Genomic DNA, 14,740 nt, shown 5'->3' with positions numbered 1-14,740 from the left:
CGTATTTTATGGTGAAAGGAGGAAAATGAGTGAACATATCGGATGATATCGGTGTCTTGCCTGGCGTTGGTCCAAAACGTGCAGAGAATTTAAAAGAATTAGGCATTCAAACGATCGAAGATTTGTTATCCTATTACCCTTTTCGATATGATGATATCCAAGAAAAGGAATTAAATGAAATCCAAGATCAAGAAAAAGTTACCTTAAAAGGGCTGGTTGTATCGGAACCAGTTGTGAGCCGTTATGGCTATAAGAAAAGCCGAATGATGTTTCGGATGATGCAAGACCATGCTGTAATCAATGTTTCCTTCTTTAATCAGCCTTATTTAAAAGACAAAATCATTATGTCCGAAGAAATCGCAGTTTATGGAAAATGGGATGCTAAACGAAAGTCATTGAATGGGATGAAAATCTTAGCGGCAAAAAACGACGGAGAAGATTTCGCTCCGATTTATCATGTAAATAAAAAAGTTCGGCAAAGTAGCTTGATCCAGCTCATTCGCACTGGATTTGAAAAATATGGTGAGTTGATTTCAGAGATTTTACCAGGAGAGCTACTAGAGAAATATCGTTTGATGCCAAGAAAAGAAGCGATGTTTGCGATGCATTTTCCGAGTAATCCAGAAGAAAGTCATCAAGCAAAGCGACGGGTCGTATTTGAAGAGTTCTTTTTATTTCAATTGAAAATGCAAGGGTTGAAGCGACAAGAAAAAGCAGAAAAAAATGGATTGAGCATTCAGTATGATGTGGAGCGTTTAAAATCATTTACCCAGAAATTACCTTTTGAACTGACTGCAGCTCAAAAAAAAGTAACGAACGAAATTTGTAGGGATTTAATGAGCTCGAATCATATGCAGCGCTTATTACAGGGCGATGTTGGGAGTGGAAAAACAGTTGTTGCGGCAATTGCTCTTTACGCAACGATGACAGCTGGCTTTCAGGGCGCTTTAATGGTACCGACAGAGATTTTGGCCCAACAGCATATGGAAAGTCTTCAGCAATTATATGATCCCTTAGAAGTTCGCACAGCACTATTAACTGGATCGACTAAAACAAAAGAACGTCGAGTGATTCTTGAACAACTAGCGAACAGTGAAATAGATATCATTATTGGTACGCACGCCTTGATTCAAGAGGATGTCTTATTTCATCGATTAGGTTTAGTGATAACGGATGAACAACATCGATTTGGTGTGAATCAACGCCGAATATTAAGAGAAAAAGGCCTGAAACCTGATGTATTGTTCATGACTGCGACACCAATTCCAAGAACCCTAGCAATCACGGCTTTTGGTGAAATGGATGTCTCGATCATTGATGAAATGCCAGCTGGACGTATTCCGATAGAAACCCGTTGGATTCGTCCACCTCAATTAGATACTGTTTTAGAGTGGATGGAAAAAGAATTAGCGCGTGGGCATCAGGCATATGTGATTTGTCCGCTGATCGAAGAATCTGAAGCGTTGGATGTTAAAAATGCTACAGAGATATTTGAACATATGTCGGCTTTTTTTAATCCAACTTATCAGGTCGGTTTGCTTCATGGGAAAATGAAAAATCAGGAAAAAGAAGAGATTATGCAGGAGTTCAAAGAAAATAACTTACAGTTGCTAGTTTCTACTACAGTGATCGAAGTCGGGGTCAATGTTCCGAATGCGACGGTCATGCTGATTATGGATGCTGATCGTTTTGGACTAGCACAATTACACCAACTTCGCGGTCGTGTTGGCCGAGGTTCAGAAGCTTCTTATTGTATTTTAGTTGCTAACCCAAAAAATGAGATGGGTGTTGAGCGAATGAAAATCATGACAGAAACGAATAATGGTTTTGTGCTGAGTGAAAAGGATTTGGAATTGCGAGGACCGGGTGAAGTGTTCGGCGCTAGACAATCAGGTGTTCCGCAATTTGCCGTTGGCGATATCGTGACCGATTTCAACATCCTTGAAGTGGCACGGCAAGAAGCTAGTATTATTTGGAAAAAAGAGCAATGGTGGGTTTTACCGGAATATCGCGGTGTTGCTGATAAAATTAAGCCAAATGATGATGAGCAGCAGTTTTTTGATTGAAAAATGATTGAGAAATATGTTCCGCTTTTCCTGATCTAGCTGCACAAAGCAACTCCCAAGGAAAATAGATAATCTGCCTATGAAACTAAAAGCGTTTCCTAGTCAGATTCCTAATTTTCATGAGAGTTAAACGCTTTGTTCCGCTTTTCGATATGTTATACTATTTATTGTAATTTACCTAGGAGGGACTATGTTATGAAGATTGCAGTTGATGCAATGGGTGGCGATCATGCGCCCCAAGCAATTGTTGAAGGCGTGATGTTAGCCAAACAGGATTTTCCAGAACTTGAGTTTTTACTTTATGGAAAAGAAGATGAAATTAAAAAATATGTAACAGATGAAACGAATATTACGATTATCCATACTGATGAAAAAATCAATAGTGACGATGAACCAGTAAAAGCGATTCGTCGTAAGAAAACAGCTTCGATGGTGTTAGCTGCACAAGCCGTAAAAAATGGTGAAGCAGATGCGATTTTTTCTGCAGGTAACACGGGTGCGTTATTAGCTGCTGGGTTATTTATTGTGGGACGAATCAAAAATGTTGAACGCCCGGGTTTGATGTCGACTTTACCAGTGATCGGCCAATCAGATGTCGGATTTGATATGTTAGATTTAGGTGCAAATGCGGATAATAAACCAGAGCATCTTGTTCAATATGCTGTGTTAGGTTCTTTTTATGCTGAAAAAGTTAGAAATATCACGAAACCTCGTGTTGCTCTTTTAAATAATGGTGCGGAAGAAACCAAGGGCAGTGAGCTGACTAAAAAAGCGTTTGAATTGCTTTCAGAAGAAGAGGGAATACATTTTATCGGGAATGTAGAAGCGCGTGATTTATTAAGCGGAGCAGCGGATGTTGTTGTGACAGATGGCTTTACAGGAAATGCTGTATTGAAGTCAATTGAAGGAACAGCTTTAAATATGATGGGACTTTTAAAATCATCGATTCTGGCAGAAGGGTTCAAAGGCAAGATGGGCGCATTACTTTTAAAGAATGCGTTGCGTGGCATGAAAGACGAAATGGATTACTCTAAACATGGCGGAGCGGTTCTCTTTGGCCTAAAAGCACCAGTCATTAAAACACATGGATCAACAGGTCCAGAGGCTGTCCGCTATACGATTCGTCAAATCCATGCAATGCTGAAGACCGAAGTTGTACCTCAGCTTGTTAGCTATTATGAAACAAAAGAATAAATCTGTCCGCAACCTGTTTGCAACCCTGTTGTAATAGTTTTGCAAAAAAAGATGGACAAATCGATCAATTGTGAGTACAATGTATCATAGCGTTTAACTCAATGGTGAGGAACGCTTTTCAAAAGCAGTGGAGGTGAATACAGTTGACTCGTGAAGAAGTACTTGAAAAAGTAGCGAAGATTATCTCAAACCACTTTGATATTGAAGCTGAGAAAGTGACAGATCAATTAAACATTAAAGATGACTTGAATGCAGATTCAATTAGTGTAATGGAATTTGTTTTAGAGCTGGAAGATGAGTTTGGTACAGAAATTTCTGATGAAGACGCAGAGCAAATTGAAACAGTTGGTGCCGCTGTTGATTATATTATGAATAACTTATAATTTGAACTGAAAAAAGTGGAACAAAACAAATCCTGTTTTGTTCCGCTTTTTGTTTGTTTGGGCAAATTTACATTACCAAAATGTTGCAATTTTTACAAATTTTATATACAATTGCCTAAATATGATTACAATGAGAATATGAATTGCGTAAAAACGATTACAATTAGGAAACGAAGAATAATTATTAAAAAAAGAGTTTGTTTTAATAAGTTTTTTTGTTGTAATGAGTTATTTAACTGAGCATGAAGGAGTGTATTAAAGTGAGTGATGGTAAGCCATTGTTAGACGTTCAGCATTTACATACCGGGTTTCGTATTAAAGATCAATACTATGATGCTGTTGATGATGTGTCATTTGAATTAGGAAAAAATGAAATTTTAGCGATTGTTGGTGAATCCGGTTGTGGTAAAAGTACGTTGGCTACGACAATTATCGGCCTACACGATGCAAATAATACTCGTGTAACTGGAGAAATTCTTTATAAGGATTTAAACTTAACTACATTTAACGAGCAACTTTATAATAAAATTCGAGGTAATGATATTGGGATGATCTTCCAAGATCCTTTGTCAGCCCTGAATCCTTTGATGCGCATAGAAGATCAGATCAAGGAAAGTTTAACGTATCATACAGATATGAATGCAGAGCAAAAACAAGCACGAGTAATCGAGTTATTGATACAAGTGGGTATTCCAAATCCAGAACGTGTTGGAAAGCAATATCCACATGAATTATCTGGAGGAATGCGTCAACGTGTGATCATTGCGATCGCTATTGCATGTAAACCAGCAATTATTATTGCAGATGAACCGACAACGGCATTGGACGTGACGATTCAAGCGCAAATTTTAGATTTACTCAAGGATTTACAAGAGGAAACTGGCTCGGGAATTATTTTGATCACCCATGATTTAGGTGTGGTAGCTGAAATGGCGGATAAGGTGGCTGTAATGTATGCAGGGCAATTCGTTGAAGTTGCAACTGCTGAAGAGTTGTTTAATAATCCAAAACATCCATACACTCGTTCTTTACTGCAGTCGATCCCACAAGAAAACTCAGATGACAGTCAATTGCACGTGATAGAAGGTGTGGTTCCTTCATTAAGCAAGTTACCGAGAGAAGGGTGTCGTTTTGCGCCGAGAATTCCTTGGATTCCAGAGGATGCTCATGAAGCAGAACCAACGCTGCATGAGGTGTCAGAAGGACATTTTGTTCGTTGTACGTGTTATCAGCATTTCCATTTTAGAGACGATCAGGAGGAAGTATAATGGCAGAAATCATTCAAATCAAAGACTTGAAAGTTCATTATCCTATCCGTAGTGGTTTCTTTAACAGAGTGACTGATCATGTGCTGGCAGTTGATGGTGTTGATTTTATTATCGAAAAAGGGAAGACTTATGGTTTAGTTGGTGAATCAGGCTCTGGAAAATCTACCACAGGAAAAGCGATTATTGGCTTAGAAAAGGTAACGAGCGGCAGTATTTTATATGAGGATCAAGATGTGACGAAAGCACATAATCGTAAAGCCATGAAATACAATAAAGACGTTCAAATGATTTTTCAAGATTCAATGTCTAGTTTAAATCCTAAAAAACGGGTGCTAGATATTATTGCAGAACCGATCCGTAATTTTGAACGATTGAGTGATCAAGAAGAAAAGAAAAAAGTCAAAGGGCTCTTAGATATTGTTGGGATGCCAGAAGATGCGTTGTATAAATATCCTCATGAATTCTCTGGTGGGCAGCGTCAGCGTTTAGGTGTGGCCAGAGCAGTTGCAACGAATCCTAAACTGATTATTGCAGATGAACCTGTTTCTGCTTTGGATTTATCGGTTCAAGCCCAAGTGCTGAATTTTATGAAAAATATTCAAGAAGAGTATGGCTTGAGTTATTTGTTTATTTCACATGATCTAGGTGTTGTAAAACATATGTGTGATAATATTGCGATTATGTATAAAGGACGTTTTGTAGAAATCGGAACTCGTCAAGATATCTATACAAATCCGAAGCATATTTACACTAAACGCTTATTATCAGCAATCCCTAAAATCGATGTTGTGCATCGTGAAGAACACAAAGCACAACGTCGTCAAGTAGAAAAAGAATATATTGAGCATCAAAAAGATTATTACGATCAAAATGGCCGTGTGTATGATTTACGTGCAATCAGTGATACACACCAAGTAGCATTAAAAGATGGAGGTGCAATCTAATGTGGAAGACGATTTTACGGCGTGTACTCTTTATGATTCCTCAAATCTTGATTTTAAGCATATTGATTTTCATACTGGCTAAAATGATGCCGGGTGATCCATTTACTGGGCTGATCAATCCAAATACAGATCCAGCCGTGATTGAAAAGATGCGTGAATCAGCTGGGTTGAATGATCCGTGGACAACGCAGTATGTGCGTTGGATTGTTAATGTTTTTCATGGCGATTTTGGCGAGAGTTTTATTTTCAAGTTGCCAGTTTCAACTTTGATTGGTGGACGTGCGGTGAACACTATTTTACTGTCGTTATTAACTGTTGTGATTATGTATGCAATTGCTTTACCACTAGGTGTTTTGTCTGGGCGTTATCAAAACTCTATTTTAGATAAATTTGTAGTTGTGTATAACTTTATTAGTTTTGCGGTACCGCCATTCATTTTTGCATTGGTTATGCTATTTATTTTCGGGTATCGTTTAGATTGGTTTCCAACGACAGGTTCAATCTCCAGTGGTGTTGAGCCAGGAACAGGTGCCTATATCTGGGATCGATTCTATCATTTGATTTTACCAGCGCTTGCTCAAGCGTTACTTGGAACGGCGATCACGATCCAGTATTTGCGTAATGAAGTCATTGATTCTCAATCGTTAGACTATGTTCGGACTGCTCGTTCAAAAGGGGTACCGACCAATAAAGTCTATACAAGACATATTTTCAGAAATGCATCTTTACCAATCGTTTCTCAACTTAGCTACGAAATCACAGCTTTAATCAGTGGATCGGTAGTTATCGAAAAAATCTTTGGTTATCCAGGGATTGGGAAATTATTTATCGACTCGATCGGACAGCGTGATTATGCAGTAATCACGGCCTTAGTATTGATTTTAGGAGTTGCAACGCTCGTCGGAAATCTGATTTCAGATATCGTTATGAGTCTTGTAGATCCGCGGATTCGTGTTCAATAGAAAATCAATTTTAAGGAGAGGAAGAGACGAGATGGATAAAAATAAAGAAACTGCAGCAGTTGCTGTACCAGAAACGATCCCACCAATGGGGTTTCGAATGATCGCAAGAGAATTCAAAAAAGATAAATTAGCGATTTTCTCACTTGTACTGTTAGTAGCCATTTTATTGGTTGTTTTTATCGGTGCTTTATTGACCGATCAAGACAAAGTAATGACAGTCAGTATTTTAGATAAATATGCCGAACCTGGTGGAAACTTCATACTAGGAGCAGATGAAGGCGGCCGTGATATTCTCGGACAATTGATCATTGGTGCCCGTAATTCTGTTGTGATCGGTTTTGCAATTACGATCCTGACATCGATCATGGGTGTAGGTATCGGTATTGTTTCAGGTTATTATGGTGGAATGTTTGATAATGCGGTGATGCGTGTTGTTGATTTTATCATGATCTTGCCGATTATGATGATCATCATTGTATTTGTTACGATTATTCCCAATTATAATGTTTGGTCTTTTGTTTGGATCATGAGCTCGTTTTACTGGGTCGCAAAGGCGCGGCTATTCAGAAGTAAAACACTATCGGAAGTTCGAAGAGATTATGTGAGTGCTTCAAAAACGTTAGGAACAAGTGATTTTAAAATCATGTTTCGAGAAATTATGCCAAATTTAAGTTCATTGATCATCACGAACTTAACAATCAACTTTGCGGCAAATATCGGGATCGAAACAACACTAACGTTCTTAGGTTTTGGTTTGCCGACAAATGTACCGAGTCTTGGAACATTGATCGGATATGCCAGCAATGGCGACGTTTTAGCAAACAAAACATGGATCTGGGTACCTGCATCAGTACTAATTTTAGTAATGATGTTATGTATAAATTATATTGGCCAAGCGTTTAAACGTTCTGCAGATGCTAGACAACGTTTAGGTTAAGAAGAGGAGGAAGTAGTGTGAAAAGCAAAAAACTTTTGGGTTTAATTACATTGACAGCAGTGGTGGCTGTAACATTAGCTGCATGTGGTGGGGGTAAGAAGTCAGGTTCTGATAACAAGAGCGTAGAAACAGAAGATATCAGTAAATTTACAATGACGGTCAAAAATGACAAAGAAGCAATCAAAGGCGGGACTTTGGATGTTGCAGTGGCTTCTGATACTCAGTTTAAAGGACTATTTTCTAAAATATACTATCAAGATGCCTATGATTACCATTATATGAGACCTTCTGATGAACCATTATTTGGTTATGATGAAGACTTTGTGATTACAGATGATGGTGCTGCTAAGTTAGATTTAGATGTTGATAATAAAAAAGCAACGATTACACTTAAAGAAAATATTAAATGGTCAGATGGTGAACCTGTAACTGCTGATGATTTAATCTATCCTTATGAAGTAATCGGCGATAAAGAATACACAGGAATTCGTTATGATGACAACTTTACGAACATCATTGGAATGGATGAATACCATGATGGAAAAGCTGATACTATATCTGGTATCAAAAAAGTAGATGACCAAACAATCGAAATAACGTATAAAGAAATGAATCCAGGCATGCTACAATTAGACGGTGGTGTCTACACAAGTGCAATGCCAAAACATATCTTTAAAGATATTCCGATCAAAGATCAAGAAAAAAGTGATGCAGTCCGCAAAAATCCAGTTACATTTGGACCTTACTACATGAGTAAAATTGTAACAGGTGAGTCTGTAGAATATTTACCAAATGAACATTATTATAAAGGCAAACCTAAACTAGATAAAGTTGTGTTTACTAACGTACCTTCAGCTTCAATCGTTGAAGCTGTGAAAGCGAAAAAATATGACATGGTTTACTCAATGCCGACAGATAATTTCCCAACATATAAAGATTCAGAAGGTTATCAAATGTTAGGCCGTGAAGAATTAGCATACACATACGTTGGCTTTAAATTAGGAACGTTTGACAAAGAAAAAGGCGAAGTTATTATGAACCCAGATGCAAAAATGGCGGATGTAAAATTACGTCAAGCAATGGGCTATGCGATGGATAACGATGCGATTGGTCAAAAGTTCTACAATGGTTTACGTACTGGAGCAACTACACTAATTCCACCAATCTTTAAAACGTTACATGACTCAGAGGTAAAAGGTTACCAATATGATTTAGATAAAGCAAAGAAAATTTTAGATGACGCTGGTTATAAAGATACAGATGGCGATGGACTAAGAGAAAACCCTAAAGGTGAAAAATTAACCATCAACTTTGCTTCAATGGCAGGTGGCGAAACAGCTCAACCTTTAGCCGATTACTATCTACAACAATGGAAAGAAATTGGTTTAGATGTGAAATTAGCAACAGGCCGTTTAATTGATTTCCAAGCATTTTACGATAAAATCAAAAATGATGATCCAGAAATCGATGTATTCCAAGCTGCTTGGGGTGTCAACAGTGCGCCATCTCCAGCAGGATTATATAGCCGTAACGCAGCATTCAACTACTCACGTTTTGCTTCAGAAGAAAACGACAAATTGTTGAATGCAATCGATTCAAAAGCGTCATTTGACGATAAAAAACGTAAAGAAGCATATGATGCGTGGCAAGAATATATGTTTGAACAAGCTCCAGTTATTCCAACATTGTATCGTAATGAAATCATGCCAGTTAGTGACCGAGTGAAATCATTTACTTGGAATTACGAAGAAACAAAAGACTTCTATGGTATTGAATTAACATCAGAAAAACGTTAGTCTATTACCTTTGAGAGCAAGTAGTTATGAAGATAAATTCATAGCTACTTGTTTTTATTTATGCGTAGATATAAGAAAAACGAGTGACTTAATAATAACTACTATTTCACAATACTATCTAACAATCACAAAGAACAAACATTTTTTGTCACTTCTATACTAGACAGAGATTTTGAAGCATGATAATCTTTTTGTTAAGCGCTTTCAATATTGTGACGTAAGAAACCTAATAAGGAGAGGGATAAAATGGAGAAAACACTCGTTATCATCAAGCCAGATGGCGTTTCACGTAAATTAGTTGGAGAAATCATACAGCGATTTGAGAAAAAGCAATTAAAGCTTAGTCAATTAAAAGTAGCAACAATGTCCCAAAAAGTAGCAGAAGAACATTATGCACATATCAAAAAGTTCGATTTCTTCGAAGATATGATCACCTATATGACGTCGTCAGAAGTTGTTTATCTCGTTTTAGAAGGAACCAGCGTCATTAAGACAGTTCGGAAAATGATTGGAGCAACGAATTGTTTAGAAGCTGAACCTGGAACGATCCGAGGCGATTATGGCGCCAATAGCTACGAAAATATCATCCATGCATCAGATTCACCAGAAGCGGCAGAAGTTGAGATCAAACGATTCTTTAAAGAAGCCAATTAAATTAAAAGCGTATCAAGATTTTGTGACGGTCTTGAACGCTTTTTGTCTTTTTAAATTGAATAAATGCTAGGAAAATCATGATTTATGATAAAAATACACTAAAATCATTAGGAAATTCTCCAAATACCATGAATTCAGTACTGTTTTTAGCGCAATTCCTCCCTAACCATTTAAAAATCCCGCAAAAAAAAGTATAATAGAGAAGGTTGTAAATAAACTTAAAGGAATGTAGCAAATGGACAATCAGTTAACTACAGAATTAAAAGAACGTTACGGCATTGTTTTCCATGATGTCAACCTATTAGAACAAGCTTTTACCCATTCATCCTATGTGAATGAGCATCGATACTTAAAACTATCTGACAATGAACGATTAGAATTTTTAGGAGATGCCGTTTTAGAATTATTGGTTTCTCAATATTTGTATAAACAATTTCCAGAGATGCCAGAAGGAAAATTAACGAAAATGCGAGCAGCAATCGTTCGTGAAGATAGTTTATCCAAATTTGCGAAAGAATGTCATTTTGACCAATATATTCTTCTAGGCAAAGGAGAAGAAAATTCTGGCGGACGGACACGTCCAGCATTACTTTGTGATTTATTCGAAGCCTTTTTAGGTGCTTTGTTCTTAGATCAAAAAGTTGATGCGGTCAAGAAATTTATTGCAGAAGTCATTTTTCCAAAAATCGATGCCGGTGCTTTTTCACATGAGATGGATCACAAAACACATTTACAAGAAGTCCTACAACGTCAAGGTGATGTTACCATTGAATACCGCTTAGTCAATGAAGAAGGACCAGCCCATGATCGAATCTTTTTTGTAGAAGTCTACGTCAACGATAAAATGATTGGAACGGGTTTTGGGAAGTCGAAGAAATTAGCAGAACAGGATGCCGCTGAAAAAGCGCTGAAACAAAATCCTGAGTAAGCTTGGAAGGAGCCGTTTTATTCGTGTATTTAAAACGAATTGAGATCGCAGGATTTAAATCCTTTGCGGATCGAACCGTTATAGAGTTTGAAAATGGTGTTACAGCTGTCGTTGGACCTAACGGCAGTGGAAAAAGTAATATCACCGAAGCGATTCGCTGGGTCTTGGGTGAGCAGTCTGCTAAAAGCCTTCGCGGCGGTAAGATGCCGGATATTATTTTTGCAGGTTCTGAAGGCCGTAAAGCATTAAATATTGCAGAAGTAACGGTTGTCTTAGATAATAGTGATCACTTTTTACCTTTAGATTTTACGGAAATCAGTGTGACGCGTCGCTATCGCAGAACAGGTGAAAGTGATTTTTATATCAATAAACAAGCCTGCCGATTGAAAGATATTCACGATTTATTTATGGATTCAGGTTTAGGAAAAGAATCATTTTCGATTATTTCACAAGGGAAAGTCGAAGCAATTTTTAATAGTAAACCTGAAGACCGACGTGGTATTTTTGAAGAAGCAGCGGGTGTTTTGAAATACAAACAACGTAAGAAAAAAGCAGAACAAAAACTGTTTGAAACAGAAGATAACTTAAGTCGTGTGCAAGATATCATCTATGAATTAGAAGATCAACTGACTCCTCTAGCTGCACAAAGCGAAGCGGCCAAGGAGTTTTTGAAGCTTAAAGAGAGCCTAACTGAAATTGATGTTAGCTTAACCGTAACAGAAATCGAAGCAGCAAAAGAAGTCTGGGAAATCAAAACAGCAGAACTTGCATTAATCGAGGGAAAGTTACAGATTGCCAGCAAAAAAATCCGTGATTCAGAAGATGAGCTATTCCAACTACGCGGCAAACGCAACAAATTGGATGAGCAAATCGAAACGGAACAACAACAGCTTCTACAAATTACAGAAGCGTTGAAACAAACCGAAGGACAAAAAAACGTCCTAGTCGAACGCTCAAAACATACGATGCAAACAACCAGTGAATATCAGCAATCTTTAGAAGAAAATGCGGAGAAAATCACTCGCTATCGTGAAGAAGTCCAAGACTTACAAGCGAAAGTCACTGAGAAAAAAGCCCAACGTGAATCATTAGTTGAAGCAATCAAAGCATCAGAGCTAGAAGTCGAAAAATACAGCAAATCGTCAAAAGAATTACTAGAAGAATTGCGTAGCCAATACGTTGAAGTCATGCAAGAACAAGCCAATACGACCAACGATCTAAAATATTTAGAACGTCAGTATCAACAAGAAACAGCTAAAAATCAACAATCTATTCAAAAGCATGAAGCGCTGGAAAAACAAATGACAGAAGCCTTGGCTGATAAAGAAAATCTGGAAGCCGCCTTATCTGAATCAGATCAATCTTTAACAAACCAAAGAGAGCAATACACGCAATTGAAGCAACAATTGGATCAAAAACAAGGACAATTGGCTATTAAACAAAAAAATATGTACCAAGCTATGAACCAAGTCCAACAAGCTAAAGCTCGCCAAAAAAGCCTACAAGAAATCCAAGAGAATTATTCAGGATTTTATCAAGGTGTTCGAGCAGTTTTAAAACACAAAGACCAATTAACCGGAATCGTCGGTGCAGTAGCCGAATTGATCGATGTACCGAAAGAATATACTTTGGCAATCGAAACAGCCTTAGGTGGAGCCGCTCAACATGTGGTCGTAGAAACGGAAAAAGATGGTCGTGCAGGAATTACATTCCTAAAGCAACAACATAGCGGTCGAGCAACATTCTTACCACTGACGACAATTAAACCAAGAACCGTTTCTAGTGCAGTTCGTGATCGAGTTAGCAATGTTCAAGGATTTCTAGGAATTGCCAGCGAATTAGTCCACTTTTCAGAGGATGTCAGCAATGTAATCCAAAATCTTTTAGGTGTGACCTTATTAGCAGAAACGTTAGAAAGCGCCAATCAATTAGCAAAAGCTGTAAACTACCAATATCGTGTTGTTTCTTTAGATGGCGATGTCATGAACTCTGGAGGTTCAATGACAGGTGGTGCCAATAAGCGAGGCAATCAAGGCAGTCTATTCTCTCAAACCCAAGAACTTCAAACGCTGACTGAACAAATGGAACGTGTTGAAAAACAATTAACAGTCAACGAAAAAGAAGTGCAACAGTTGACCGAAGAAGTTAAAGAACTAAATGAAAAATTAGAACAATTGCGTTCAACTGGGGAAACAAGCCGCCTGAAACAGCAGGAATTACAAAATAAATTGGCAAATCAAGAAGAAACGATCACTCGTTTAACGAAAGAACAACGTCTTTTCGAATTTGAAGCCCGTGAATTGCATCAATTCTTAACCGAGTATCAAACAAGAAAAGAAGAATTAACAGAACAACAACAAGCACTGAATGCAACCAAAGAGCGTTTAGACCAAGAAATGAAACAAGTCGACCAAGAAGCTAGCCAAATGGAAACATTGCGAGCAGAAGCATTTGAACGTTTCAATCAAGTCCAAGCAGACCAAGCTGTTGTAACGGAACAATTGGCTCATCTAACGGAACAAGTAGCAGAAAAACAAACCCAGTTAGATGAATTCTTAGCAAGAGAAACAGCTTTACGTCAACAATTACAACAATTAAATGATCATTCAACGGATCATCTGGTCACAGAAGAAAGCTTAGCGGTTCAACTAGAACAACTAGCCGAGAAAAAAGACCAGCTGCAAACAAGCATTCAAGAAGCCAAAACCGCTCGTCAACAATTACAAGACCAAGTTGATCAAATCGACACTGGTCTAGCAGAAGAAAATAAACAGCAACAACATTTATTGACGGAACAAACTAAGATCGAAGTCGAAAAAAACCGTTCAGAAATCAAACTAGATAACTCTTTGCAATACTTACAAGAAGAATACAGTTTGACCTTTGAACGTGCGAATGAAGATTATGAACTAACAATCGATAAAGAGCAGGCCAAAATCGAAGTCAAACGCTTGAAACGTGATATCGAACGCCTAGGACCAGTCAATCTCAATGCGATTGAACAATACGAGCAAGTCAATGAACGTCATGAGTTTTTAGTGTCTCAACGTGATGACTTGTTAGATGCCAAAGAGCAGTTGTTCGAAACAATGGGTGAGATGGATGAAGAAGTCAAAGCTCGTTTTAGTGAAGTCTTTGAAGCGATTCGTGCACAATTTAAAGTGGTGTTCCCGAATATGTTTGGTGGTGGTCGAGCAGAGCTGATTTTGACGAATCCAGAAGATTTATTGAATACTGGGGTAGAGATCGAAGCGCAACCTCCAGGTAAAAAATTACAAAATCTGAGCCTACTTTCCGGTGGGGAACGTGCGTTAACAGCGATTGCGCTCTTGTTCTCGATCATTCGTGTTAGACCCGTTCCATTCTGTGTCTTGGATGAAGTCGAAGCCGCTTTAGATGATGCGAACGTTTCGCGTTTCGGTCATTATTTAAGTGAATTTGAAGACGATACACAGTTTATCGTGGTAACGCACCGTAAGGGAACGATGGAAGCTGCCGATGTATTGTATGGTGTTACAATGCAGGAGTCAGGTGTGTCGAAAATTGTTTCTGTTCGTTTAGAAGAAGTCAAAGAAGGCGGCGCCATCGTCGCTGAAGCTTAGTTGTAT

The 14,740-nt window shown here is 38.1% G+C and carries 11 protein-coding genes; all 11 read left to right on the top strand.

Translation table 11 applies throughout. The annotated features are described in order from the left end of the window. Positions 1 to 29: 29 nt before the first annotated feature. Positions 30 to 2,066, top strand: a complete 2,037-nt coding sequence (gene recG / locus BCR21_RS13085; RefSeq protein WP_069646913.1) for an ATP-dependent DNA helicase RecG — start codon at positions 30 to 32, stop codon at positions 2,064 to 2,066. 195 nt (positions 2,067 to 2,261) lie between these two features. Further along, positions 2,262 to 3,260 carry a phosphate acyltransferase PlsX gene (gene plsX / locus BCR21_RS13080; RefSeq protein ID WP_069646912.1) on the top strand — a complete coding sequence of 333 codons (999 nt, stop codon included), beginning with the start codon at positions 2,262 to 2,264 and terminating at the stop codon, positions 3,258 to 3,260. Between the two features lie 143 nt (positions 3,261 to 3,403). Beyond that, on the top strand, positions 3,404 to 3,643 hold the full coding sequence (acpP, locus tag BCR21_RS13075; protein ID WP_010761893.1) for an acyl carrier protein: 240 nt from the start codon (positions 3,404 to 3,406) through the stop codon (positions 3,641 to 3,643). 260 nt (positions 3,644 to 3,903) lie between these two features. After that, positions 3,904 to 4,911, top strand: a complete 1,008-nt coding sequence (locus tag BCR21_RS13070) for an ABC transporter ATP-binding protein (RefSeq protein ID WP_139125663.1) — start codon at positions 3,904 to 3,906, stop codon at positions 4,909 to 4,911. Continuing rightward, positions 4,911 to 5,855, top strand: coding sequence for an ATP-binding cassette domain-containing protein (locus tag BCR21_RS13065; RefSeq protein WP_069646910.1), 945 nt, complete (start codon positions 4,911 to 4,913; stop codon positions 5,853 to 5,855). Before BCR21_RS13070 ends, BCR21_RS13065 begins: the two co-directional genes overlap by 1 nt. Further along, positions 5,855 to 6,817: an oligopeptide ABC transporter permease gene (gene opp4B / locus BCR21_RS13060; RefSeq protein ID WP_069646909.1), complete on the top strand. Its 963-nt coding sequence runs from the start codon at positions 5,855 to 5,857 to the stop codon at positions 6,815 to 6,817. The genes BCR21_RS13065 and opp4B overlap by 1 nt, the downstream gene beginning before the upstream one ends. Positions 6,818 to 6,848: 31 nt before the next feature. Beyond that, positions 6,849 to 7,754, top strand: a complete 906-nt coding sequence (locus tag BCR21_RS13055; RefSeq protein ID WP_069646908.1) for an ABC transporter permease — start codon at positions 6,849 to 6,851, stop codon at positions 7,752 to 7,754. Positions 7,755 to 7,771: 17 nt separating this feature from the next. Next, entirely contained in the window at positions 7,772 to 9,550 is a 1,779-nt protein-coding gene (locus tag BCR21_RS13050) for an oligopeptide ABC transporter substrate-binding protein (RefSeq protein WP_069646907.1), read from the top strand. 246 nt (positions 9,551 to 9,796) lie between these two features. After that, positions 9,797 to 10,204 (top strand): nucleoside-diphosphate kinase, encoded by a 408-nt coding sequence (ndk, locus tag BCR21_RS13045; protein ID WP_069646906.1) that lies wholly within the window; start codon positions 9,797 to 9,799, stop codon positions 10,202 to 10,204. 235 nt (positions 10,205 to 10,439) lie between these two features. Beyond that, positions 10,440 to 11,132 carry a ribonuclease III gene (gene rnc / locus BCR21_RS13040; protein ID WP_069646905.1) on the top strand — a complete coding sequence of 231 codons (693 nt, stop codon included), beginning with the start codon at positions 10,440 to 10,442 and terminating at the stop codon, positions 11,130 to 11,132. Positions 11,133 to 11,155: 23 nt separating this feature from the next. Then, positions 11,156 to 14,734: a chromosome segregation protein SMC gene (gene smc, locus BCR21_RS13035; protein WP_069646904.1), complete on the top strand. Its 3,579-nt coding sequence runs from the start codon at positions 11,156 to 11,158 to the stop codon at positions 14,732 to 14,734. The last annotated feature ends 6 nt before the right edge of the window (positions 14,735 to 14,740 follow it).

The organism is Enterococcus ureasiticus (assembly GCF_001730285.1).
Lineage (GTDB): Bacteria > Bacillota > Bacilli > Lactobacillales > Enterococcaceae > Enterococcus_L > Enterococcus_L ureasiticus.
This window is presented reverse-complemented; position numbering and strand designations above follow the sequence as displayed.

Excerpts from the sequence above, each read along its gene's own strand:
- rnc (WP_069646905.1), top strand. The coding sequence starts at position 10,440 with ATGGACAATCAGTTAACTACAGAATTAAAAGAACGTTACGGCATTGTT.
- opp4B (WP_069646909.1), top strand. The coding sequence starts at position 5,855 with ATGTGGAAGACGATTTTACGGCGTGTACTCTTTATGATTCCTCAAATC.
- plsX (WP_069646912.1), top strand. The coding sequence starts at position 2,262 with ATGAAGATTGCAGTTGATGCAATGGGTGGCGATCATGCGCCCCAAGCA.
- BCR21_RS13065 (WP_069646910.1), top strand. The coding sequence starts at position 4,911 with ATGGCAGAAATCATTCAAATCAAAGACTTGAAAGTTCATTATCCTATC.
- BCR21_RS13055 (WP_069646908.1), top strand. The coding sequence starts at position 6,849 with ATGGATAAAAATAAAGAAACTGCAGCAGTTGCTGTACCAGAAACGATC.
- ndk (WP_069646906.1), top strand. The coding sequence starts at position 9,797 with ATGGAGAAAACACTCGTTATCATCAAGCCAGATGGCGTTTCACGTAAA.